22 protein-coding genes are annotated in these 21,895 nt (G+C 45.4%); 14 read left to right on the forward strand and 8 right to left on the reverse strand.

The annotated features are described in order from the left end of the window. Positions 1–27: 27 nt before the first annotated feature. Positions 28–1,215, reverse strand: coding sequence for a VapE domain-containing protein (locus HMPREF0663_RS01745; protein WP_004368355.1), 1,188 nt, complete (start codon positions 1,213–1,215; stop codon positions 28–30). Between the two features lie 479 nt (positions 1,216–1,694). Here HMPREF0663_RS01745 and HMPREF0663_RS01750 point away from each other — a divergent pair, with 479 nt between their 5' ends. The 6 genes from HMPREF0663_RS01750 to HMPREF0663_RS01775 all read left to right on the forward strand — a co-directional run bounded on the left by HMPREF0663_RS01750 (position 1,695) and on the right by HMPREF0663_RS01775 (position 4,958). Continuing rightward, on the forward strand, positions 1,695–1,973 hold the full coding sequence (locus HMPREF0663_RS01750; protein WP_004368356.1) for a helix-turn-helix domain-containing protein: 279 nt from the start codon (positions 1,695–1,697) through the stop codon (positions 1,971–1,973). Positions 1,974–1,979: 6 nt separating this feature from the next. Next, a complete protein-coding gene (locus HMPREF0663_RS01755; protein WP_004368357.1) occupies positions 1,980–2,282 on the forward strand; it encodes a helix-turn-helix domain-containing protein in 303 nt (100 codons plus the stop codon). Between the two features lie 151 nt (positions 2,283–2,433). Next, on the forward strand, positions 2,434–2,928 hold the full coding sequence (locus HMPREF0663_RS01760) for a GNAT family N-acetyltransferase (RefSeq protein ID WP_004368358.1): 495 nt from the start codon (positions 2,434–2,436) through the stop codon (positions 2,926–2,928). 104 nt (positions 2,929–3,032) lie between these two features. Beyond that, positions 3,033–3,650 (forward strand): DNA alkylation repair protein, encoded by a 618-nt coding sequence (locus HMPREF0663_RS01765; RefSeq protein ID WP_004368359.1) that lies wholly within the window; start codon positions 3,033–3,035, stop codon positions 3,648–3,650. Between the two features lie 84 nt (positions 3,651–3,734). Beyond that, positions 3,735–4,373 (forward strand): sister chromatid cohesion protein PDS5, encoded by a 639-nt coding sequence (locus tag HMPREF0663_RS01770; RefSeq protein ID WP_004368360.1) that lies wholly within the window; start codon positions 3,735–3,737, stop codon positions 4,371–4,373. Between the two features lie 54 nt (positions 4,374–4,427). Then, positions 4,428–4,958, forward strand: coding sequence for an HXXEE domain-containing protein (locus HMPREF0663_RS01775; RefSeq protein WP_004368361.1), 531 nt, complete (start codon positions 4,428–4,430; stop codon positions 4,956–4,958). A gap of 85 nt (positions 4,959–5,043) precedes the next feature. On the opposite strand, the gene HMPREF0663_RS01780 is transcribed toward HMPREF0663_RS01775, so the two are convergent. After that, entirely contained in the window at positions 5,044–6,213 is a 1,170-nt protein-coding gene (locus HMPREF0663_RS01780) for a site-specific integrase (protein ID WP_004368362.1), read from the reverse strand. Positions 6,214–6,218: 5 nt separating this feature from the next. After that, positions 6,219–7,448, reverse strand: a complete 1,230-nt coding sequence (locus HMPREF0663_RS01785) for a site-specific integrase (protein ID WP_004368363.1) — start codon at positions 7,446–7,448, stop codon at positions 6,219–6,221. A 490-nt stretch (positions 7,449–7,938) separates the two neighbouring features. On the opposite strand from HMPREF0663_RS01785, the gene HMPREF0663_RS01790 reads away from it, so the two are divergent. Further along, positions 7,939–9,363, forward strand: coding sequence for an MATE family efflux transporter (locus tag HMPREF0663_RS01790; RefSeq protein ID WP_004368366.1), 1,425 nt, complete (start codon positions 7,939–7,941; stop codon positions 9,361–9,363). A gap of 3 nt (positions 9,364–9,366) precedes the next feature. Here the strand turns inward: HMPREF0663_RS01790 and HMPREF0663_RS01795 are convergent, their stop codons facing one another. Then, a complete protein-coding gene (locus HMPREF0663_RS01795; protein WP_016665513.1) occupies positions 9,367–9,702 on the reverse strand; it encodes a hypothetical protein in 336 nt (111 codons plus the stop codon). Between the two features lie 593 nt (positions 9,703–10,295). On the opposite strand from HMPREF0663_RS01795, the gene HMPREF0663_RS01800 reads away from it, so the two are divergent. The 7 genes from HMPREF0663_RS01800 (at position 10,296) to HMPREF0663_RS01830 (ending at position 17,223) form a co-directional block, all read left to right on the forward strand. Next, on the forward strand, positions 10,296–10,556 hold the full coding sequence (locus HMPREF0663_RS01800) for a DUF3836 domain-containing protein (RefSeq protein ID WP_004368368.1): 261 nt from the start codon (positions 10,296–10,298) through the stop codon (positions 10,554–10,556). A 95-nt stretch (positions 10,557–10,651) separates the two neighbouring features. After that, positions 10,652–11,491, forward strand: a complete 840-nt coding sequence (locus HMPREF0663_RS01805; protein ID WP_004368369.1) for an ABC transporter ATP-binding protein — start codon at positions 10,652–10,654, stop codon at positions 11,489–11,491. After that, on the forward strand, positions 11,488–12,354 hold the full coding sequence (locus HMPREF0663_RS01810; RefSeq protein WP_004368370.1) for a hypothetical protein: 867 nt from the start codon (positions 11,488–11,490) through the stop codon (positions 12,352–12,354). The genes HMPREF0663_RS01805 and HMPREF0663_RS01810 overlap by 4 nt, the downstream gene beginning before the upstream one ends. A gap of 10 nt (positions 12,355–12,364) precedes the next feature. Next, positions 12,365–12,724 (forward strand): GntR family transcriptional regulator, encoded by a 360-nt coding sequence (locus HMPREF0663_RS01815; protein ID WP_004368371.1) that lies wholly within the window; start codon positions 12,365–12,367, stop codon positions 12,722–12,724. 31 nt (positions 12,725–12,755) lie between these two features. Further along, positions 12,756–15,569, forward strand: a complete 2,814-nt coding sequence (locus HMPREF0663_RS01820; RefSeq protein ID WP_004368372.1) for a M16 family metallopeptidase — start codon at positions 12,756–12,758, stop codon at positions 15,567–15,569. A gap of 586 nt (positions 15,570–16,155) precedes the next feature. Beyond that, complete coding sequence (locus tag HMPREF0663_RS01825; RefSeq protein ID WP_004368373.1) at positions 16,156–16,641, forward strand: RNA polymerase sigma factor; 486 nt, start codon at positions 16,156–16,158, stop codon at positions 16,639–16,641. A 12-nt stretch (positions 16,642–16,653) separates the two neighbouring features. Next, positions 16,654–17,223, forward strand: coding sequence for a hypothetical protein (locus HMPREF0663_RS01830; protein ID WP_004368374.1), 570 nt, complete (start codon positions 16,654–16,656; stop codon positions 17,221–17,223). Positions 17,224–17,337: 114 nt separating this feature from the next. Here HMPREF0663_RS01830 and HMPREF0663_RS01835 read toward each other — a convergent pair whose 3' ends face one another. The 4 genes from HMPREF0663_RS01835 to HMPREF0663_RS01850 form a co-directional block, all read right to left on the reverse strand. Next, the gene (locus HMPREF0663_RS01835) at positions 17,338–18,768 is read right to left on the reverse strand and encodes a leucine-rich repeat protein (RefSeq protein ID WP_004368375.1); all 1,431 of its coding nucleotides are present in this window, start codon (positions 18,766–18,768) and stop codon (positions 17,338–17,340) included. 18 nt (positions 18,769–18,786) lie between these two features. Next, positions 18,787–19,434, reverse strand: a complete 648-nt coding sequence (locus HMPREF0663_RS01840) for a DKNYY domain-containing protein (protein WP_016665516.1) — start codon at positions 19,432–19,434, stop codon at positions 18,787–18,789. A gap of 163 nt (positions 19,435–19,597) precedes the next feature. Then, positions 19,598–20,629 carry a recombinase RecA gene (gene recA, locus HMPREF0663_RS01845; RefSeq protein ID WP_004368377.1) on the reverse strand — a complete coding sequence of 344 codons (1,032 nt, stop codon included), beginning with the start codon at positions 20,627–20,629 and terminating at the stop codon, positions 19,598–19,600. Between the two features lie 72 nt (positions 20,630–20,701). After that, a complete protein-coding gene (locus HMPREF0663_RS01850) occupies positions 20,702–21,895 on the reverse strand; it encodes a saccharopine dehydrogenase family protein (protein WP_004368378.1) in 1,194 nt (397 codons plus the stop codon).

Here is a 21,895-nt window from a genome sequence, read left to right on the forward strand (position 1 = left end):
TGCAAAGGAGGTGATAACAACAGGGTGCTATGGCGGTTGCTCGGGGTAAATCTTACGGACGGCATAGACATATACGGGATTGCCGTTTATCCTGCGACACTCTCTCGTATAACCGGCCTTTCGCAAGGCTTCCCCCATCCGCTTGGCGGAGAGGGATTGTCGGGTATAGCAGGAGAGGTAACCCACTATCTCCGAATTGGTCATATAGAAGCGTTTCGTTGCCGTCTCCACTTCCGTGGGAAAGGTAAAATAGCGAAGCAATAATTCCATCTCTGTCGTATAGACTTGGAAGGCTTCGCTGTTTCTATGCAATTCAATAATTTCTTCATCATTGAACCAATAGCGAAACCCTTCATTCAATCGTGTCTTGGCTTCGCTGTAAACGGCATCCATCGGAATGCTCTTGGCTCTGTCTATCTCTATCTCCAGCACCTCAAAAGGCAGGAATCGTCTGCTTCCTGTCGGGTCGGTGAGGAAATCGTTGCCATTGACCGAAGCCACGAAGCTCGCCAAGTGCGGTCGCTCTTCGATGTGCTTTTCATAAGGCATACGATACTTTACCTGTGGACAGGTAATGAGGTTCTTCAGTTCGTTCTCGTCCCGCTTGTTGAGGGCTTTGAGTTGGTCGTCAATGTTGATGATGAGGTTTTGCCCGATAAGGCTCAGCACGTCCTTTTCCTGCGGGTAAATCTTTCCCGTATAGCGGTAATCGGATAGAGCTGGTGGACAGAGCAAATCAAGGAACGTGGTTTTGAACTTGCCCTGCTCTCCTGTCAGCACAAGGCAGGTGTGATTGCGACACTGCTTGTCGTCCATTGCATTGGCGACCACTGCCACCAGCCACTTGGTGAGGTATTCTTTCCATTTCTCGGGATTGGTTACGCTCACGCAGTCGGCAAGGGCGGTGATAGCCGTATTCCCTTTCGTCAGCGGTAACGCTTGGAAATAGGCTTGTACGGGATTGACACGTGGGGAGAAATCGCTTTCAATGATGCTGTACAGGTTCTCGGGTGAGGTCTGTACATCGGCTTCCTTGTCCAATGCTCGTTTGAGGGTATTGATGCGGTAGCGGTCTATGGCTGTATAATCACCCGTTCCTCGTGGACAGTACTCCGCTCGGTGCAACACGGTGTTGTACCGAAACTCATAGCGAGCCGAAAGAAATTCTTCTATTTGAGCGTTCTTGGAGGGGTTGTCCTTCTCTTCTTTTTTCATTGTTCGTACTTCTTCTATTTGCTTGGTTTTGAACTTTCATCCGAAAAAGGATGCTAAAACCAAATTAGAGAGCCGACTCCATACCGCCAAGGTTTGCGAGTTTGTTGCTTCGAGATACACAAGAATGCTCCGAAAACAGGAGCGAAAAACAGGAGCTGTCAGAACTAAAAGGCTCAAAAAGAGAGAACAGAGAGGATAATGGCTCTATAAGCGACTTCGTCGGATTGCTACCGTCTGCATCCTTTTTCTTTGGGGAGAGAAGGGGCGTGTGTATTCATTGTTAATGAGAGCCATTTTATACCGTATCAAAGCCACAAGTACGCACTTAGAAAAAGTGGGTGGAATAGGTGTTTTACGCTTGTACATTTGCCTGTGATTTCCTTGTGTTTCCTTTGATTTCATCAGGTCTGGAAACAAGGATTTTGCCTGCGTATATTTGCACCAAACGAAGTAGAAATAACAATTAAAACGATATTGATATGAGATTTACAGCCATTGACACCTCCGCTTGGGAGGAACTGAAAGAGAGCATTGTAGAACTCACCGACTGTTTCAACGAGTACTTTGCTCCACCTGCTGAATTACCTGACCTGTTACACAACGGAGATGTGTGTCGAATACTGAACATCAGCAAACGGACACTGCAACATTACCGAGATACATCGGTGTTGCCCTTTATCCAAATCGGGCATAAGTGCTATTACAAACGTGAGGACGTGGAAGCTCTCCTTGCAAAGTCTAATCCTCATAAAAACTAAACGACTATGGAATACGAAACAATCAACAAGGAAACGCCCGAGATGAAACAACTCATTTCGAGCATTCAAGAAGTGAGCAAACGTATGCGAGAGATTGCCCAAACGCATCGTCCGCTCTTCGGGGGCGAAATCTACCTCACGGGACGAGAGGTTTGTGAACATCTTTTCGTCAGCCCTCGCACCTTGCAGGACTATCGGGACAAGGGGATTATACCCTATACCCAAATAGCAGGCAAGATACTCTACCGTCTCTCTGACATCAACCGTCTGCTGCAAGAAAACTACATAAACAGAAGCCTGTATCGATGACGGTACAGGCTTTCTTTTCTCTTATTGCTCCATAATAATATCCAATCGTATGTGTTAAATGCTCAAATTTCCTTGTTGGAATTTATAAAAACAGATACCTTTGTTGTAGAGCATATTACGTGTATAAAATCATCTATATCATACCAATAACATGGAAATAAATTTTGAAGCAGTAAATATGAAACTGCAAGAAAAGAAAACCTTAGAAGAGCAAGAGAGAAAGCTCCTTCTACAGTTATGGAATGATGAGTATCCTATTATCATATCGCATAGTTCGTTGCAGAGTTTTAATCGTTACTTAGATAGTTTAGAAAATGTCGTGCACTATTTATTGATGGACTTGTCGCACAATGATATAATCAAAGGCTGGGCTTTTACATTTGATAGAGACAATCTTCGTTGGTTTGCTATTATACTATCTCCGACTATTCAAAAAAAAGGAATTGGACGTGCAATGCTGAAAGTCCTTATGACTAAGGAGAAATCATTAAATGCTTGGGTTATTGACCATGATAGGTATATGAAATCTAATGGGCAACCATATTTGTCGCCTTTGCCATTTTACTTAAAACTAGGATGTGAAGTATCAAAGAAAGAAGCATCAAAATCTGGAAACCTTTCCGTTGTCAGGATAAACTTTGAGTAGTATTATTAGGGAAATCCCAAAAGTTATCCGCTGAATTATTACTCATATTTCTATTGGTTGACCACTGTAATAAAGATTCAATCGCCTTTTTAAGCACATTAACAATGAAAAGTATAAGCAATATCCTTAATCATATTCTGCAAATTGAAAATGGTTTTAAGCACATCAATGATGGAGCTTCAGAAATAATGGAAATATATTCAAAAGAGCAATGTTTTGAACTTGCCCTCGAATTGTTCAAGCACGAAGCCTATCAAGCCCGAATGTTGGCAACATCTATATTGGGCAGATTGGCTGCAACGAATAATGATACACTTTGTTTTCTGAAAGAACAAGTAAGTACTGATAAAAATTGGCGCGTGCAGGAAATGCTTGCAAAGGCTTTCGATGAAGTTTGCAAACACAGAGGGTATGAAGTTTCTTTACCTCTCATAGAAGAATGGCTGAATGATAATAATCCGAATGTTATCCGTGCCGTAACGGAGGGATTGAGAATTTGGACAAGTCGCCCGTTCTTCAAAGAAAACCCATCAGTGACTATTGCTCTCATAGCTAAGCATAAGGAATCCGAAAGCGAATATCTTCGGAAATCCATTGGAAACGCTTTAAGGGATATAAGCAAGAAACACGCAGAATTGATACGGCAGGAAGTGCAACAATGGGATTTGTCCAATCCACGAATCCTGTTCACCTACAAACTTGCAGCTAAGTTGCTAAAATAGATATTACCATAGGAAATTGTACTATTCATCCAAGGAGTATAATGACGAACAAATAATTTATAGATAAATCAAATATCGCTTGTTATGGATAAACCGACAAATGCCGAAAAAGAATTTCTGGATAAGTTGAAATTGCTGACAAAGAGTAAAGAGAAATGGGAGGTTGCGATAGATGATGTAGCAAAAGGACTTTCAGAAAAATATTCATCTGCTGTAACAGCAAAAGTTTTGTGGCTTCTTGGCGAAATGGGGTTGAAATATCCTTTACGAGTGCAAGAATACATTGGCAAAATTGCCAACTATTTGGAAAACAACAACCCCAAACTACGGGAACGAGCAGTAAATGCAATAGGACGGATAGGTAGGGCAGATAAGAATTTAGTTCTTCCCTATTTAGACAAATTGATGAAAATGGTAGAAGATGAAGCCGATAATGTAAGACTGTCATTTATTTGGGCTTGTGAAAATATTGCAATGAATGCTCCAGAGTTGTTCTGTGAAAATCTAAAGCTCTTTTACGAATTGATGCAAGACAAGGCTGAAAGAGTGCGAATAGAGGCTCCTGAGATGTTTCGTGTTATGGGAAAGAGAAAACCTAAAGTAGTAGAGCCTTATTTGAATAAATTGCAATGGTTTGCTGATAATGACCAACATCCTGTCGTCCGTATTCATAGTGCGGGAGCAATTCGCATCACAGAGAAAGCATTGCAGGACTGTGTGTGATTATAACTTTTCATCCGAACTGTTATTAAACCAATATGGAATAATGGATGAGTTATGACGAAATTAGAATTGATAATGATACTTCTCCCAATTGTATTCATGATTCACGAATACGAGGAGATTATTATGTTCAAGTATTGGCTTGGCAATAATAGAAATGAATTAAAAAGGCGTTTCCCAAAATTCGAGCAGTTTCTTACACATAGAGGACATTTTGACTATTCTACAGCCACGTTTGCCGTTGGCACTGCTCACGAGTTTTTACTGATTGCTGCTATTTCTTTCTGTTCTCTATGGCTGGGGGCTTATCATTGGTGGTTCGCTGCATTTGCTGGATACTCCATCCATCTCATAGTCCATCTTGTACAATGGGCTATATACCGAAAATACATACCTGTTATCATTACCACAATCTTGACATTGCCATATTGTGTCTATGCCTTTGTTGAATTTGCAAAGGCATCTATTTTATCTCCTTTGCAAATGTTATTATGGGCAGTAATCGGTTTCATTCTTACTGTGCTTAGTTTGTTCTCTGCATTCCTCTTGATGAATAGGTTTCAAAAGTGGCTGAATAAACATTGAGTAAAGGTATCAACGATAATTAAACAGAAAAAGAGTTTGCTACATTAGCCTGTGGCAAACTCTTTTCTGTTTAAGCCTACATAGTCTATTGTTGTATCAACCTGTCCATATCTGAGGAAATCTTTTGGTCAGTAATTTGAGCATAGATTTGCGTGCTGGCAATGGACGAATGCCCCATCATTTTGGCAATGCTCTCCATCGGGATACCTGCCTCCAAAGTCAGCGTACCGAAGCTATGCCTTCCGACATGCCAAGTTAGCGGAGTTCGAATGCCACACGCTAAGCCAACGGCTTTGAGGTGCGTGGATAGTTTGCCTTTGCTCATTGTATCGGGGAATATCTTGTAGTCTCCCTTGCTTTTCTCCTTGGTGTAGCGTGAAAGTATCTGCTCCGCTATCGGGTGCAGGGGTATCAGGCTCTCTACCTCTGTCTTTTGGCGTGTCTTACGAATATACCGTTTTCCCTCACTATTCGTTTCGATTTGCGAAGCTCGCAAACTCTGTAAGTCGGCAAATGCCAATCCCGAAAAGACAGAGAAAAGAAACATTCTTCGGCTTAGTTCCGCCCCTTCGTCTTGCAATGGGAATACCAAAAGTTTCTCTACATCGCCTTTGCTTAGGAAACGAGGTTTATTCTCCACCGCTTCATACTTCACTTCCTCGAAAGGATTAAAGCGTATTGTCCCTTGACTGACGGCTCGATACATCAACCGACTTAACCAGCACAAATGCCTGTTCGTTGTTGCAGGGGCATAGCCCTCCTTCTTCAAATAGAAACGGTAATCATCAAAAAACTCTATGGAAATAGCCGTTAGAGGAATATCCTCCTCGCCAAGACTTCTCACAAAGGAATTGAGCTGCTTATCAGAATTTCTATTGTTGCAACACGTTCCCTCACTCTTGCTTTCTCTCTGTTCTTTGAGTTCCTCTGCACTAAGGGCAAGAAGTGTCATTGGATTTCGTCCGATGCCTTGCAGATGGTTTTTCAAAAGCTCGGCACTCACTGCTCCATACTTGTAGAGCAAAGTATTGTAGCTTTGTTCGATTTCTTCCCGAAAGGTTTGCAGGCGTTGATTGATTTTCTTGTCCGTTGTCTCCCCTCGCTTCACGCTCCAACTATGAGGTTCTATGCTTTCGCCTGTGGTTATCACTGTGTTTGCTCCGTCAATGGTGATGCGACAAAGGATAGCCGTTGTGCCGTCTGCCTTGGTCTTGTTCTTATTGATATAGAATAAAATTTTGAAAGTACTACGCATAAGTCTTACAAGATTAAGGTTAGGTTTTCAGTGAAAGAAAGAAATCGCTCGAACTCATCAAAGAGTTTCTTTGGAGTAACGTGGGCGTACCGTTCGGTCGTTTGAATGTTTCTATGCCCCAACATTCGGCTCACCGTTTCGATGGGAACACCTCGCTCCAATGTTATCAGCGTGGCAAAGGTGTGCCTTCCAACGTGTGCCGAGAGGGGAATAGATATACCTGCTCGAAGTTGCAGGGCTTTAAGCTGAACAAGGTAAACCGAATAAGGAATGGGAGCAAAGAGCGTGGTTCGTTCGTCAGATTGATACTGCGCTATCAAATGCACCGCTTCAGGCAAGAGCTTCACACGGCAAAGGTTCTCGGTCTTTTGTCTGCGGAACTTCAGCCATAGTCCCCCCTCATCGTCCGTAAAGAGGTGTTCTCGATTAAGCGCGACCATATCACAGTAGGCTACACCCGTAAAGCAAGAAAAGAGAAAGAGATTACGAGCGGTCTCCAACTCCACTTCATAAGGCTCAAAAGTCAAGGCTTGCAATTTATCTAATGAAGCTCTGTCCAAAGCACGAGGTTGTTTATTCTCACCTCGTTCTATCTCTACGTGGGCGAATAGTTGTCGCTCTGTCAAGCCCTCACGATATGCCAATCGGCAGACTTTCTTCACCGTCAAAGCCATCTTACGATAATAACCTTGCGAATGTCCCAGCTTTCCAACAGAGTAATGTTGCAAGCACTCCAAGAAATCTTCTTCAAGTTGACCAAAAAGAATATCTGTCGTGTGGTACTTCTCGCTGATAAAGGCTTGCAGGTGCTTACGAGTAGTGTAGTAACTCTTCAAAGTAGTTGCCTTTATTTCGATGCCTACCTTTTGTGCCATATCTTCAACCATTCGGTTGTATCGTTCCAAAATGGTGATTTGAGTTTGCATACTTCCTTGGAACAGCTCTTTGATATCAGTTGCCGTAAAGACTTTTCCTCGCTCGCAAAGGACTCGATAAGCTGACTGTACCGAGAGAAGCAAGCGTTCCAACTTGCCATTCGTTGCCACTGCTTCACGACTCTTGCCATTCAATCTGCTCTCACGAGCGTTCCACAACTTGGGATCGCACGAGAGCTTACAACTAAATTGGGCTATAGTTCGCTCGTAGGTTATCCGCCCCATGATCGGAGCTTGCCCCGACTTGTCCAATCCGCTCTTTTTCAGGTAGAGCAAAACCTTGAATTTGTCTGTTTGCATACGCTTCTGTTTTTATGGGCAAAGTTACCCGTTATCGAAGCGTTTTCAGCTACGCAAAACATTGTGATACAAAGCATAAGCACCGAAATAAAGGAACGGTGAGTTGCCGAATACTCTTCTGTCAGTTACCTTCTCTTACCTCTTCGTTACCATTAGAGAAATGGACTAACGATTTGGTAACGGAACTTCTGCATAAATCCACATCTTCTGCACTTTATCCCTTAATGTAAACCACCGAGATATGGCGCAAATCACCCTCATTTCCATTTACTTACCTCTCATCCTCTCTCTAATGCCCTTTCCGCTGATAGTTCCCGCTTTTTTAGAGAAAAGGTATAGAAAGATTATATTCAGTGGCGATTCCAATTGATTTGGAACCGCTTTTTTGTTTCTTATAGGTTATAAAATAGGGCATGAAGGCTACTAAAAAGTAATCGGTATACACACTATATGAATTTAAAACAGTAACTTTGCACCATTAACGTAATATATGTTTTCGAGTAAAAGCAGCGATAGATTATTGGCACAGATCCGCGATGGAAAGTCCATGACGGGTACAGAGAAACTTAATCTTATTATCGGATTAAGTATTCCTTCGATGTTGGCACAGGTCACAAGTGTGCTGATGTTCTTCATCGATGCATCGATGGTAGGCTCTTTGGGGGCACAGGCATCGGCATCGATCGGCTTGGTCGAGTCTTCTTCATGGCTGCTCGGAAGCATTACAATGGCTACCTCGATGGGCTTTTCTGTGCAGGTAGCACACTTTGTCGGTGCAAATAACTTCGATAAAGCGCGACAGGTGTTCCGTCATGGCATTGTTTGTTCCCTGTTGTTAAGTCTTGTTGTAGCCCTCATCGGCATACTCATTCACCGTTCATTGCCTTTCTGGCTCGGCGGAGGACCCGATATAGCCCGCGATGCATCACATTATTTCCTCATCGTAGCCCTTACCATGCCGTTTTTGCAGATAGAAAATCTGTCGGCATCTATGCTGAAAAGCACCGGTAACATGCGCATTCCGAGCGTCGTGAGCGTACTTATGTGCGTGCTGGATGTCGTTTTTAACTTCCTGTTGATATTCCCTACGCGCGAGATAACGCTCCTCGGCTTCTCTTTTACGATGCCCGGAGCCGATTTGAGAGTAATAGGCGCTGCTCTCGGCACGGCCCTTTCATACATTTTTACAGCATTGCTTTTGGCGTGGTTTGCCATGTGTAAGAGCAAGATACTTGCCCTTCGGCTCGACAGGGAACGCTTCCGATGGGTGTGGGACTATGTGCGCAACGCCGTTAAGATAGGTACCCCCATGGCTTTGCAGTCTATGCTGATGAGTGGAGCACAGATAGTCAGCACCATTATTGTGGCCCCATTGGGCAACTACGCCATAGCCGCGAATACGTTTGCAATTACAGCCGAGAGCCTTTGTTATATGCCCGGCTATGGTATTGGCGATGCTGCAACCACGCTGGTAGGGCAAAGTTGCGGTGCCGGCAGGTACGACCTCTGCCGGAGTTTTGCCCGTATGACGGTGTTCCTCGGTATGGCTGTGATGGCTGTAATGGGATTTATCATGTATATCTTTGCCCCCGAAATGATCGGAGTGCTTACTCCGGTAGAAGAAATACGTACGCTCGGCGTGCAAAGTTTGCGCATCGAAGCCTTTGCCGAGCCTTTCTTTGCTGCCTCAATCGTTGCCTACAGCGTTTGTGTAGGTGCCGGCGATACGCTGAAACCCGCGTTGATAAATCTCGGTTCCATGTGGCTTGTGCGCCTTACAATGGCTGCCGCACTCGCTCCCCGCTATGGTCTAAAGGGCGTATGGCTCGCTATGGCGGCAGAACTTACCTTGCGCGGTTGCCTATTTTTGTACAGATTGTTCCGCGGCAACTGGCTTAAAGTGCAGGTAACCTGACCGTTAGTTTGAGTAACCTGCGCCGATTGTTATTGACGGAGGCGGCGGCAACAGGCGGTCGTCGAGCATGTTGAAGCTCACAACCCTGCCTTGATAGAAGTCTATCAGGATGATTTTGTATTCCAAGTTTACGTATCTTTTGTATTCCCATTGTTCGGTTGTTTCCGTAAAACGCTTGTTATCGGGCGATCCTTTCATAATGGCACGCACTTCATCCTTGGTTTGTCCCAGTTCTATTCTGTCGAGAGTCTTGCCCGACATCATGCCGGAAGTTCCGCAAGAAGAGAAAGATAAGGCAATCGTCAGGCCTATAAAGAAAGTAAAAATCCTTGTTTTCATCATCGTATCTTTTAAGTTTTTCTATTGCGAAGATACGTAGAAAAGTCTTTGTCTGCATGGGATTTCCCCTATAAATGTGTATAGAAATCCCTATGGGTTGCGGAGGGTGGGACCTCCCCCGGCCCCTCCGAAGGAGGGGGGTGCCTTGCGGAAGTGGGATATAACAGGGATATTACGGCCTCCCCCAGCCCCTCCGAAGGAGGGGGGTGCCTTGCGGAAATGGGATAGATGGAAGGTATAGCAACCTCCTCCAATCCGTATTCTCCCCCTACAGGGGGGGAAGTAGAGGGGGGCCGTGCGACCAATTGATTACGAATATATTATAAATGCCTTTCTTACATTGCCTATCTAAGAACCTTAAACGGGCGTTCTAACGGACTTAGATGAGGCGTCTGTCCTTGCCGGTTATACCGCTTAACGTATTCATTCTGTATTGTAAACGAATGTTAAATATAGAGTTGCCGGTGAAAAAAGTTAGGAAAATGTTTGGTAGATATGTTTTCTATGTGTTATATTTGCAGTGTACTATTATAGTAGTACACTTGAATAAGGTAAAATAAGCATTAAAATAACAACTTCAAAGTTACTCAATTATGGAAACGGCCATAATATCCACATCAGTTTTAGCCATGTATTTAGACTTGTCTACAACTGCCGCAGGCAAGTTTTGTTATAATGCCGATGGCGATAAGGGTAATGTCTGTCGTGTGGAGGTGGCCGGTAAAAAAGAAATATCTCTCTCTCAGAAACTTCAGTATAGCTTCACTTACGACGGCCGGAGGCGTCCGGCGTCTAAGGAAGCTCTGAAGTGTATCGCAGGAAAACAGGCCTATGAACAGGTCTATATGCGGTAATTTCGAAACTTCATCGGTATTCATACGTTTGCAGGTCGTAAGCTCCGAGCGGTTTAGTACCCGAATTTAATACCTTTATATAATAAGAAAAAGCTATGATAAAAGTAGAAAACATGTCGTTCGGTTACAAGGATATGACCGGTAATCTGTTCGACCATCTGAATTTGGAGATCGAAGAGGGGCGCATATACGGGCTGCTCGGCAAGAACGGAGTGGGCAAATCTACGCTGCTCTATCTGCTTGCAGGACTGATATTTCCACAGGAAGGCACCGTTAATGCCGACGGTCGTGAGGTGCGTAAGCGTCAGCCAGAAACGTTGGGCGATGTGTTCATCCTGCCCGACGAGTTCGAATTGCCCGCCGTTTCCATAGAGACGTTTCTCGAAATGCGCACGCCTTTCTATCCTAAGTTCCGCAGAGAGGTCTTCGATGAGTGCCTCCGGGCATTCGAAGTTGAAGACAACGTGGCACTTAAAAGTCTCTCTTTGGGCCAGAAAAAGAAGGTATTGATTAGCTTTGCGCTCGCTTTAGGCGTGAAATATCTATTGTTAGACGAGCCTACCAATGGCTTGGATATCCCGTCGAAGGCCCAATTCCGCAAGTTGGTGGCCGGTTTGGTAACCGAAGAGCAGGCTGTTATCATCTCTACACATCAGGTGCACGACGTTGATTCGCTGCTCGATCATGTGCTGATCATAGGCTCCGACCACGCTATGCTGGATGTTTCGATCGAGCAGATAGGTCGCCGATATGCGTTCGAATACCGCTCGCAAGCCGAAATGACCGCCGATGTAATTTATTCGCAGCCGTCGCTTCAGGGCAATGCGACTATTGTGAAGCGCAGCAAGGAGATGGAAGAAACGCCGGTAAACATAGAGCTTTTCTTCAATGCAGTAACCAAAGGATTAATTAAAAACGAGGAGGAGGCGTTATGAAACATACTGTCAGTTACAAGAAAATAGGCCTGTTGTTGAAGAATGATCTGCTGCTTCACAGGCGTAGCATTATGCTGTTAGTGCTCGCGATGACCGGTATCGTCTTCCTGTTGGGCATGTGCGTCATGATCGGATTATTCGGAGACGGAAAAGACATGTCTAAGATATTTTCGCTGACAACGCTGCAGAATAGGGCCATTATGGTATCGAGTTACGCAAGCTATGTGGTTTATATTGCATCATTCGTTGTGGTTACCCGCGTTTTTGTAAACATGGAACACAGGTATGGCGATATAGAATACCTGACGATGCCCGCAACCAATCTCGAAAAGTGGCTCGCCCGCGTGTTCTATGTATTGCTTGTGGCCGTGGTACTCTCTGTATTTGCCTATTATGCAGGTATCGCCTTGTGCGTGCTGGTTACTTGGTTGTTCGACGCGCAGGCTGCTTCTGTCTTATGGAATATCGATACCAATACGGTCTTGAAGTCCATCCATCTCGATAAGATAGTAGGACTAAGCGGCTATTCCCTGCTGGCGAACTTCGGTGTATTGATGTTCGGCATCTTCGGAGGTACCTGTTATCGCCGCAATGCGTGGCTCTTTACGCTGCTATGGCTGCTGGGTTTCTTCGTCGTATTTAATTTTGGCGTTGGTATCTTCATGATTATAGGCGGCTTTATGGACGCTGTAGATAAGGAAGATGCGGCACTTGCCGATTTTATAAGTACCTTCTTGCAATGGCTCGTGTTGGTTATGGGTGTCATAGGCGGCGTTTCGTGCGTGCTGTTCGGGTGGCTTTCCTACCGTAAGTTCTGCCGCCGACAGTTAGAGATGAATAAAGTAAAAATAATAAAGAGATAAAATCGGTCTTATGAATTTCAGCAACGATAAAGCTATTTACGTGCAGATGGCCGATCGACTGTGCGATGAAATATTGGAAGGCACCTATAAAGCCGATGACAGAATACCCAGTGTGAGGGAATATTCGGTAATGCTCGAGGTGAATACCAATACGGCTGTCAAGGCTTATGAGCTGCTTGCACGCGAACAGATTATATATAATAAGCGCGGACTGGGCTATTTCGTAGCCCCCAAAGCGCGCGAACAGATACTCTCTTCGCGCAAGAAAGAGTTCATGGAAACCACGCTTCCCGAGGTTTTCAGGCAGATGCGTCTGCTCGATATCGACATGGCGGAGGTGACACAGGCATGGCTCAATATGAATAAATAGTATGAACGTAAACTAAATTAATACAAACAACATGAGATTAAAACAATTTTTTGCAGCGTTGCTGCTGCTTGTTACGGCAAGTGCTCAGGCACAACAAATGCCGCCGATACCGGTGGATAAGGACGTAAGGATAGGGAAACTCGACAACGGACTTACCTATTATCTGCGCCACAACGACTATCCGGAGCACGTGGCCAGCTTTTATATCGCCCAGAAAGTGGGATCTATCAACGAAAACGATGACCAACGTGGGCTTGCACACCTACTTGAACACATGGCATTCAACGGTTCCGAGCACTTCAAAGATAATGCCATGCAGGAGTATCTGCAGAGCATCGGTGTGGAATACGGCCGAAATCTGAACGCTTTTACGGCTATGGATAAGACCGTTTACTACATTACAGACGTGCCTACCAAGCGTATTTCGGCACTCGACTCGTGTCTCTTGGTGCTCAAAGACTGGTCTAACGGGCTCACACTCGATGCAAAAGCCATCGACGAGGAGCGCGATATCGTGCACAATGAATACCGCATGCGTATCATAGGTGCACAGAAAATCCTCGAAAAAGTATTGCCCCAACTCTATCCGGGCAGTAAATATGGCGAGCGATTTCCTATAGGTTTGATGAGTATCATCGACGGATGTAGCCCCGAGACCTTGCGTGCATATTACCGAAAGTGGTATCGTCCCGACAATCAAGGCATCATTATCGTGGGCGACATCGACGTTGCACGCACGGAAGATAAGATAAAAGAGCTGTTCGGAAGTACTAAAGTGCCTGCCGATGCGGCCAAGGTAATACCCGAACCCGTGCCCGATAACGCCGCTGCCATCTATGTAATCGGCAAAGACAAGGAGATGCAAGCGGATATATTCCAAGTGTTTATGAAGCACGATGCTACGCCCGATGCCGAGAAGGACAACATGGGGTATTTGATAGAAGACTTTGCTAAAGATATCATAACGCGCATGTTGAACGCACGTTTGGACGAAAAGGCGCAAAATACAGACTGTTCGTTCCTGCAAGGCAGGGTAGAAGAGGGCGAATATCTGTTCTCGCGTACCAAAGATGCACTGTCTGTATTGGTGGTACCCAAGGAAGGTAAGGACATCGAAGGACTGAAAGAAGTGCTTCGGGAACTAAAAAGAGCGCATGATTTCGGCTTTACTGCGACCGAATTCGAGCGTGCCAAAGCCGATTATATGAGCGGTCTTGAAAAGAAATATAATAATCGTGCCAAGACTCCTTCCAATGAATATTGCGAAGAATACGTAGACAATTTCATTGAAAACGAACCTATTCCCTCAATCGAAGACCGCTATCAGATACTCAATCAGGTGGTCCCGATGCTGACGGTAGATGTTCTTAACGGCATGAAATCGCAGCTTTTCTGCGAAAACGATACCAATTTGGTGGTGTTAGCCATGCTTCAGGAGAAAGACGGAAAGCAATACGTTACCGCCGATCAGCTGAAACAAGCTGTCAACAGCGTGCGAACAGAGCAGCTGACAGCCTATGTCGACAACGTTAAACAGGAGCCCTTGATGACACAGATGCCCAAGAAAGGCAAGATAGTAAAAGAAACAACCGACACGAAACTGGGCTTTAAGAGGCTTACATTGTCGAACGGTGCAACCGTAATGATGAAGAAAACCGATTACAACGCCGATGAAATACTGATGAATGCCACATCGCAGGGCGGTAGCTCGGTATTCGGAAAGGCCGATATCAACAACCTGCAGGTGGCAGATTATCTGCTCGGACAGAGCGGACTGGGCAACTTCAACAATACGGAGTTGCAGAAAGCGCTCGCAGGCAAACAGTGTTCTACCGCTTTCAGTATTAAGAATGCCACACATTCGCTTAGCGGAAAGACCACACCCAAAGACCTCGAGACCATGATGCAGCTCGTTTATCTCGATTTCACCGCCGTGAAAAAAGATGAAAAAGCGGCAAAGAGCACGCTCGATATGTTTGCATTGAGCATGAAAAATGCCGGTCTGAACCCCGATCTTGTATATATGGACTCGGTTAACAGCACCCTCTATCGGGGCAATAAGCTATTCCGTTTGCCCACCGAGAGCGACATCAAGGCCGTTAACTACGACCGTGTGTTGCAGATAGGTAAACTGCTTTACGGTAACGCAGCTAACTTTACCTTTACTTTCGTGGGCAATTTCGACGAAGCAAAACTACGCGGTTTCATCGAACAGTATATTGCCTCGCTGCCCTCAAGCAAGAATATGTTGAAGGCAAAAGAAATGAGAACCTTTGCTAACGGCACTGTTAAGAATGAGTTTACCAAGAAGATGGAGAACCCGCAAGCACAAGCTAACGAGATTTGGCGGTCGGGTGCGGTGCCTTACACGCTCGATAATGTTGTGAAACTCGACGTTGCAGCACGCCTGCTCGATATGACTTTCAACCGTACCATCCGCGAACAGCTCTCGGCGGCATATCATGCAGGGGCCGAAAGCGAGTGCGATGACGACGGTTTACAGACTTTCCTCATCATCAAGGGCATAGGTAAATTAAATCCGGACAAGGCATCTACGGCCATTCCTTACTTCATGAAAGGCTTGAAAGAGACCGTCTCGCAGCCGAATGCGGACGACCTGAATAAGGTAAAGCAGATACTTTTGAAGCAGGCAGACGTGGATAACAAGACCAACAGCTATTGGATTTCGGTATTAGGTACGCTGACCAAGCATGGCGTAGACGTGAACAGCGACTACAAGAAAACCATCGAAGCCGTAACACCTGTAAGCATTAGCGCCTTCTTAAAGGATGTAATTCTTAAGAGTAACAACCGTGTAGAGGTGATCATGATGCCGGCTAAGTAGGCTGTCTTTTTACTCGCCCCCCTCTAACTCCCCCCTATAGGGGGAGTACATGGATTGGAGGAGGTTGCAAGATAGTACTCCTCCCTTTGGAAAGGGGAGGCTGGGAGGGGATGATATACCGTAAATCAACTCGGTTCATCCCCTTTTTGTCTCTCTTTTTTAAGGGGAGAAGTACGATTAGAACCGAAGTTGATTTCTTTTCGGCGTATAATCCGTTAGAGATAGATATACCGTTTAAGTGTGTTAGAGTACCCGTCTAAGCACCTTAGATAGGTAATGTAAGAAAGGTATTTATATTAAATTCATAATCAATTGGTTGCATGGCCCCCCTCTACCTCCTCCCTGTAGGGGGAGAACATGGATTGGAGGAGGTTGCTATATTTTCCATCTATCCCACTTCCGCAAAGCACTCCCCTCCTTCGGAGGGGCAGGGGGAGGCCGCAATATCCCTGTTATATCCCACTTCCGCAAGGTACTCCCCTCCTTCGGAGGGGCAGGGGGAGGTTTAAAAAATATTCTTATTTCCATGTAGTTTATCGCAGACAATTGCGTCTAATGTTCAGAATAACGAATAAAATAATACGGGATGGCAATGAATGAAGCGCAAGACAGATTTACTCTGTTGGTAAAACAGCACAAGAGCACCATCTATACAGTGTGCTATATGTTCTCGAATAATCGTGACGAAGTGAGCGACTTGTTCCAAGAGGTGCTGGTAAGACTGTGGAAAGGCTTTGCCTCTTTCGGCGGCAGAAGCGATGTACGCACGTGGATTTACCGTGTTAGTTTGAACACATGTATCTCGTCCGACCGTAAGAAAAGGCGTATGCAGCCGGTTTCTTTGGACATGAATGTAGACCTGTATGCCGATGATGACGCCGATACCCGTCAGATAGACCTGTTGCACAAGCGCATCGGAAAGCTGCAACCTTTCGATCGTGCCGTCGTTCTGTTGTGGCTCGAAAACATGAGTTACGAAGAAATAGCCGCTATAGTGGGCATCGGCGTGAAGAATGTTTCGGTGCGTCTTTACCGTATCAAGGAACAACTAAAACGTATGTCTAACGATTAAATACAAGTTGAAATGATGGAAAACGAATTGGAAACCATGCGTCGACAAATGACGTTGTTAAAGGAGAAACTCGACAGACAGACGATCGTGACCGATAAAACGTTGCGCGAAACGGTGTGTGGGGTGCTTTCCAACGATGCAAGACACTCTGTTGTGTGGACTTTTGTGGCAGTTTTTACTACGCCGTTTGTGGTGCTTATGCTTCGTAGCGCCGGCTTTTCCGCGGGATTGACCGTTGCTTTTGTAGCGGTGATAGTATTGGGCATCGCCGACGGATATTGTTTTCGGCGGAGTTTGCATGCTGCTCAAGAGGGCACACTTTTAGAGGTTGGCCGAAGAATGGCTCTCATCCGTAAGCGGAACATGCAACTGCTTCCGTTGCGAATAGTGCTGCGGGTGGGCTGGATTGTATGGCTCTTCACGGAATGTTTGCCGCGGGTAACCGAGTTCGGGGCATTGGGGACCGGTGTTATCTGCTGTCTGCTGGGCGTCGGCATGGGCGTTTACATGACGTTAAGGTGGCAGCGCGGTTATCGCAGACTGCAGCTGCAGATAGACGAGTTTTTGGAAGCAGAGGAGTAATGCGTACCTGCTTGCGGAGTAAGGCAAGCGGTGTAAAAGCGACGTCAACGCCTGATGTGGCACAATGATGCAGCATCGGGCGTTGATGTTATCGGCATTTTATCGATATGTTTTTTAATATTCTTCTTCATAGTCGTCTATATCGTACTCAACGATATTTGCATATCGACTCCATATTTTGTCATTTCTGTAAACTTCTTTACTTCCTTTGGGCACATGGAGCGTACATCCTTTAGCAGTAGAAGTTAGTCTTATGGTCGGTGGAACAGTCCATCCTACGTAAAGGTCTTTAATTGTAGTATTGTTAAGAGCTAAAGGATCAAGGTTCAGAATGGTGGAAGGTAGGAAAAGAGACTGTATTGCATCGCTCAAGTAAAAGGCACTTCGTCCTATTGAAGTAAGCTGAGAGTCTTTATGTATGTTTACTTTTGTTAGTAAACAACAATCTTCGAAAGCCCTGTCACCGATACTTTTTACGGTAGAGGGAATATCTATTTTCCTTAAATGCATACTGGACGAGAATGCATTTTTCTCGATGCTTTCGATATTACACGGTAAGATAAGCGTGGTAAGTGTAATTGTCCCCCAGAACATGTATTCGCTGATGATGTTGTCTTTTGTATGAAATTTAAGCTCACCTATCTTATATGGTCCTCCTCCGTGTACGATATTGCAGTGTTCAAGGTTTAATTTCTCGAGCTGTCCATTAATTCCCATCATTTCTCTTAGCATGGAAATGTCGTCTCCATTGATAGGTCCGACGATTGTAAGTGCCTTGGTTGTCAGGAATATAAAACGGTCTTGTTGCAAGAATTCTGCCAATTCGCCTCCGCGATTTGTACGCATCTTTAAGTGTATTTCCGAGGAGAGATTTTCCTGATAAATATCGATAGTCTTACTTTCCGTAGTGTCTGTATGGATCGTAAGCATGGCCTTTCGCACAAAATTGGTATTTATGCTGGCTTTGAAACAGTAAGTCGTAGTGATAAAACCGTCTTTCTCGTCTGTTTTCTGCTCTTTGCCAATATAAGAAAGCCATTCGTCTGTAGAGGGTCCGAACGTTAACTGATGCTTGGGTTTAGTGTCTGAAACTACTTTGACATATACTTTTCCGCCCTTTCCATCTATTATTACTTTCTGTTTTTCTATCTTTATACCTTTAAAAGGTTGTTGGCGAATAACGATTACCTTCTCTTTATTTCCGGCTCTAATATACAATTCTGCAGTTCTACTTCTGTATACCGGATTGTTTTCAAAGTCTAAATGAACCTGTAACTCCTTGTCCCTTGGATATGAATTCATATGACACCAATCGTGTCCATCTCTCAGTTGGGCAGTCAAATCGTTCTCTTTATAATAGAAAGACATATCTATATGTCCCTCGTTCGCACCGACTGTCAGCCCGTTTTCGATAGCCTGTTGTGCAGTTTCTGTATATCCGACAATATCAGGTTCATTCGGTTGCTCGATATGATCGCAGCCGGAAGCAAGAAAGAGAGTTGCTGTAAGCAAGGAGAGAATACTTTTTTGTGTTGTGAGTTTCATTGTTTTAGTTTTTTATTATTACTCTACACGTTTTCCATATGCATAAGTATGGAAGGTATCTTCGGCATAACCGTTGCCCAAGAGCTTAAAACTATCGGGGTTGGCACCGTCTATTCGCTTGCCAAGATAGTACACATGGAAAGTGTCTTTGGCGTATCCATCGCCTATATTTTGAAAAGAATCTGAGTTAGAAACGTTGATTTGCTCGCCCATGAAGTAGGCATGAAAGGTATCGCGGGCATATCCGTCGCCCAAATCCTTAAAGTTTTCGGCCCATGCGCCCTTCACCTTTTTGCCTCGGAAAATCACGGTGTTGCTCGTAATAATGTAGTTTATCGGGCCGTAGTATTCGTCGTAAGGCGGATAATCGTCGGGATAAGGCTGATAGGCAGGCATCTTGAGCCGGAAAGACGCCGGATCTACGTATGCCAGAACCTGCCCGTTGAGGTAAACATTGAACCGGTCTTTGGCATAACCGTAACCTAATACCATGAATGTACGGGCATCTGCACCGCGCAAGGGGTATTCGTGATAATAGGCAATACCGCCTCTTACCGAGTAATCGGAGATATAATTCTGGGCGTAGGCGCCCATAGCGATGCCGAGAAAAAGAGCGACTGTTGCCGTTAACCGACGGGAGTAACGGCAGAAAGTATTTGTTTTCATGTTCTTTAAATGTTTGTTTTACTGTTTTACGGATGATGCAAGTCGGGCCCGACCGTAACGTCTTGTATGGCTTCATACCCGATATGCCGGCTTTATTTTGAGCTTGTTTGGAAGCAATAACGACCGATGTCATAGGATATATGGCATCGGTCGTTCGTACACATCAGGCTTTATCGGCAATTGCCTGCTTGATCTGGCTTTCCAATTCTTCGCAAAGTTCGGGATTATCCTTGAGCAATGTCTTCGTTGCATCGCGACCTTGCGCCAGTTTAGAGCCGTTGTACGAGAACCAACTGCCACTCTTTTGAATGATATTGAACTCGACTCCGAGGTCTAAAAGTTCTCCCACCTTGCTTATTCCCTCACCGAAAGGAATTTCAAACTCGGCCTTTCGGAACGGCGGAGCTACCTTATTCTTCACTACTTTTACGCGAACTTGGTTGCCAACGATTTGGTCTCCGTCTTTTATAGATGTGATCTTGCGGATATCCAAGCGCACTGAAGCATAGAATTTCAGTGCGTTTCCGCCCGTTGTTGTTTCCGGATTGCCGAACATAACGCCTATCTTTTCGCGCAATTGGTTAATGAATATGCACGTAGTATTGGTCTTGCTGATGGTGCCGGTGAGCTTCCTAAGCGCCTGACTCATCAGGCGTGCTTGCAATCCAACGGCACTGTCGCCCATGTCTCCCTCTATTTCTTTCTTGGGAGTGAGTGCGGCTACCGAGTCTATAACCAATATGTCTATGGCCGAAGAGCGTATCAATTGGTCGGCTATTTCGAGTGCCTGTTCGCCGTTGTCGGGCTGCGAAATCCAAAGATTGTCTACATCTACGCCGAGTTTTGCCGCATAGAAACGGTCGAAGGCATGCTCCGCATCGATGAAAGCCGCAATGCCTCCCGCCTTTTGAGCCTCTGCAATGGCGTGCAGAGCGAGCGTTGTTTTACCGGAAGACTCAGGACCATAGATCTCTATGATGCGCCCCCGCGGGTAACCGCCCACGCCAAGAGCGGCGTCGAGCCCTATGCTTCCCGTAGGAATAACCTCCACATTCTCTATCTGTTCGTCGCCCATACGCATGATAGAACCCTTTCCAAAGTCCTTTTCAATCTTCGACATTGCTGCCTGAAGTGCTTTCAGTTTGCCATCCTGCGTGCTGTTGGCAGCGTTATCTTCTAATTCTTTTTTTGCCATATCGTGAATAATTTAATAGCGTTGTGTATGTTTATTGTGATTGTTTTGCCGTTTAGGTGCCGCTGTTTGTGCTTACAATTCGAGGTCTCCGTTGAATATTTCGTGCCAAGGCAACCCTTGTTTGTTGAGTTGTTCCATAAACGGATCGGGATCGAAATCCTCTACGTTCCATACGCCCGGCCTCTTCCATAGCCCTTTAAAGAACATCATTGCGCCGATCATGGCCGGTACGCCCGTGGTGTAGCTTACACCTTGCATGCCTGTTTCTTTGTATGCGTCTTGATGTTTGCAGTTGTTGTAAACGTAATAAGTCTGTTCTTTGCCGTCTTTCATACCGCGTATGCGGCATCCGATGCTGGTCTCGCCTTCGTAGTTGGCGCCCAAATCCTGCGGATTCGGCAATACAGCCTTGAGAAACTGTAGGGGTACGATCTCCATGCCGTTGTAGTTGATGGGTTTGATGCTTGCCATACCGATGCCCTGAATAACACGCAAGTAGGTTAGATACTCCTGTCCGAAGGTCATCCAGAACCGTGCTTGCCTGATAGAGGGGTAGTTTTTTACGAGACTTTCGAGCTCCTCGTGGTGCATGAGGTAGCTTTCACGCGGGCCGATGTTGGGGTATGTCAGCGGTTTGTGTATTTCCAACGGCTCGGTTTCTATCCATTTGCCGTCCTTATAGTAAAGACCTTTCTGTGTTATTTCGCGAATATTGATCTCCGGATTGAAGTTTGTAGCGAACGATTTGTGGTGGTTACCGGCATTACAGTCTACAATATCGAGGTATTGAATTTCATCGAAGTGGTGCTTGGCGGCATATGCAGTGTAGACACCACTAACTCCCGGATCGAACCCACAGCCAAGTATGGCGGTCAGACCGGCCTTTTCGAAGCGATCTTTATAAGCCCATTGCCATGAATATTCGAAGTGTGCCTCGTCTTTAGGCTCGTAGTTGGCCGTGTCGAGATAGTTTACGCCGCAGGCAAGGCAGGCGTCCATAATTGTCAGGTCTTGATAAGGCAGCGCCAAGTTGATAACCATTTCGGGTTTATAGTCGTTGAACAGTGCTTTCAGTTGCTCCACATCGTCGGCGTCTACCTGTGCTGTTTTGATGTTAGGATTGCCTATTGCCTTGACAATAGCATCGCACTTCTCTTTACGACGAGAGGCAATCATGAACTCAGAAAATACATCTGCATTCTGTGCAATCTTGAATGCAGCCACCGTGGCGACGCCTCCGGCGCCGATCATCAATACTCTTCCCAT

The organism is Hoylesella oralis ATCC 33269 (genome assembly GCF_000185145.2).
GTDB classification, from domain to species: Bacteria; Bacteroidota; Bacteroidia; order Bacteroidales; family Bacteroidaceae; genus Prevotella; species Prevotella phocaeensis.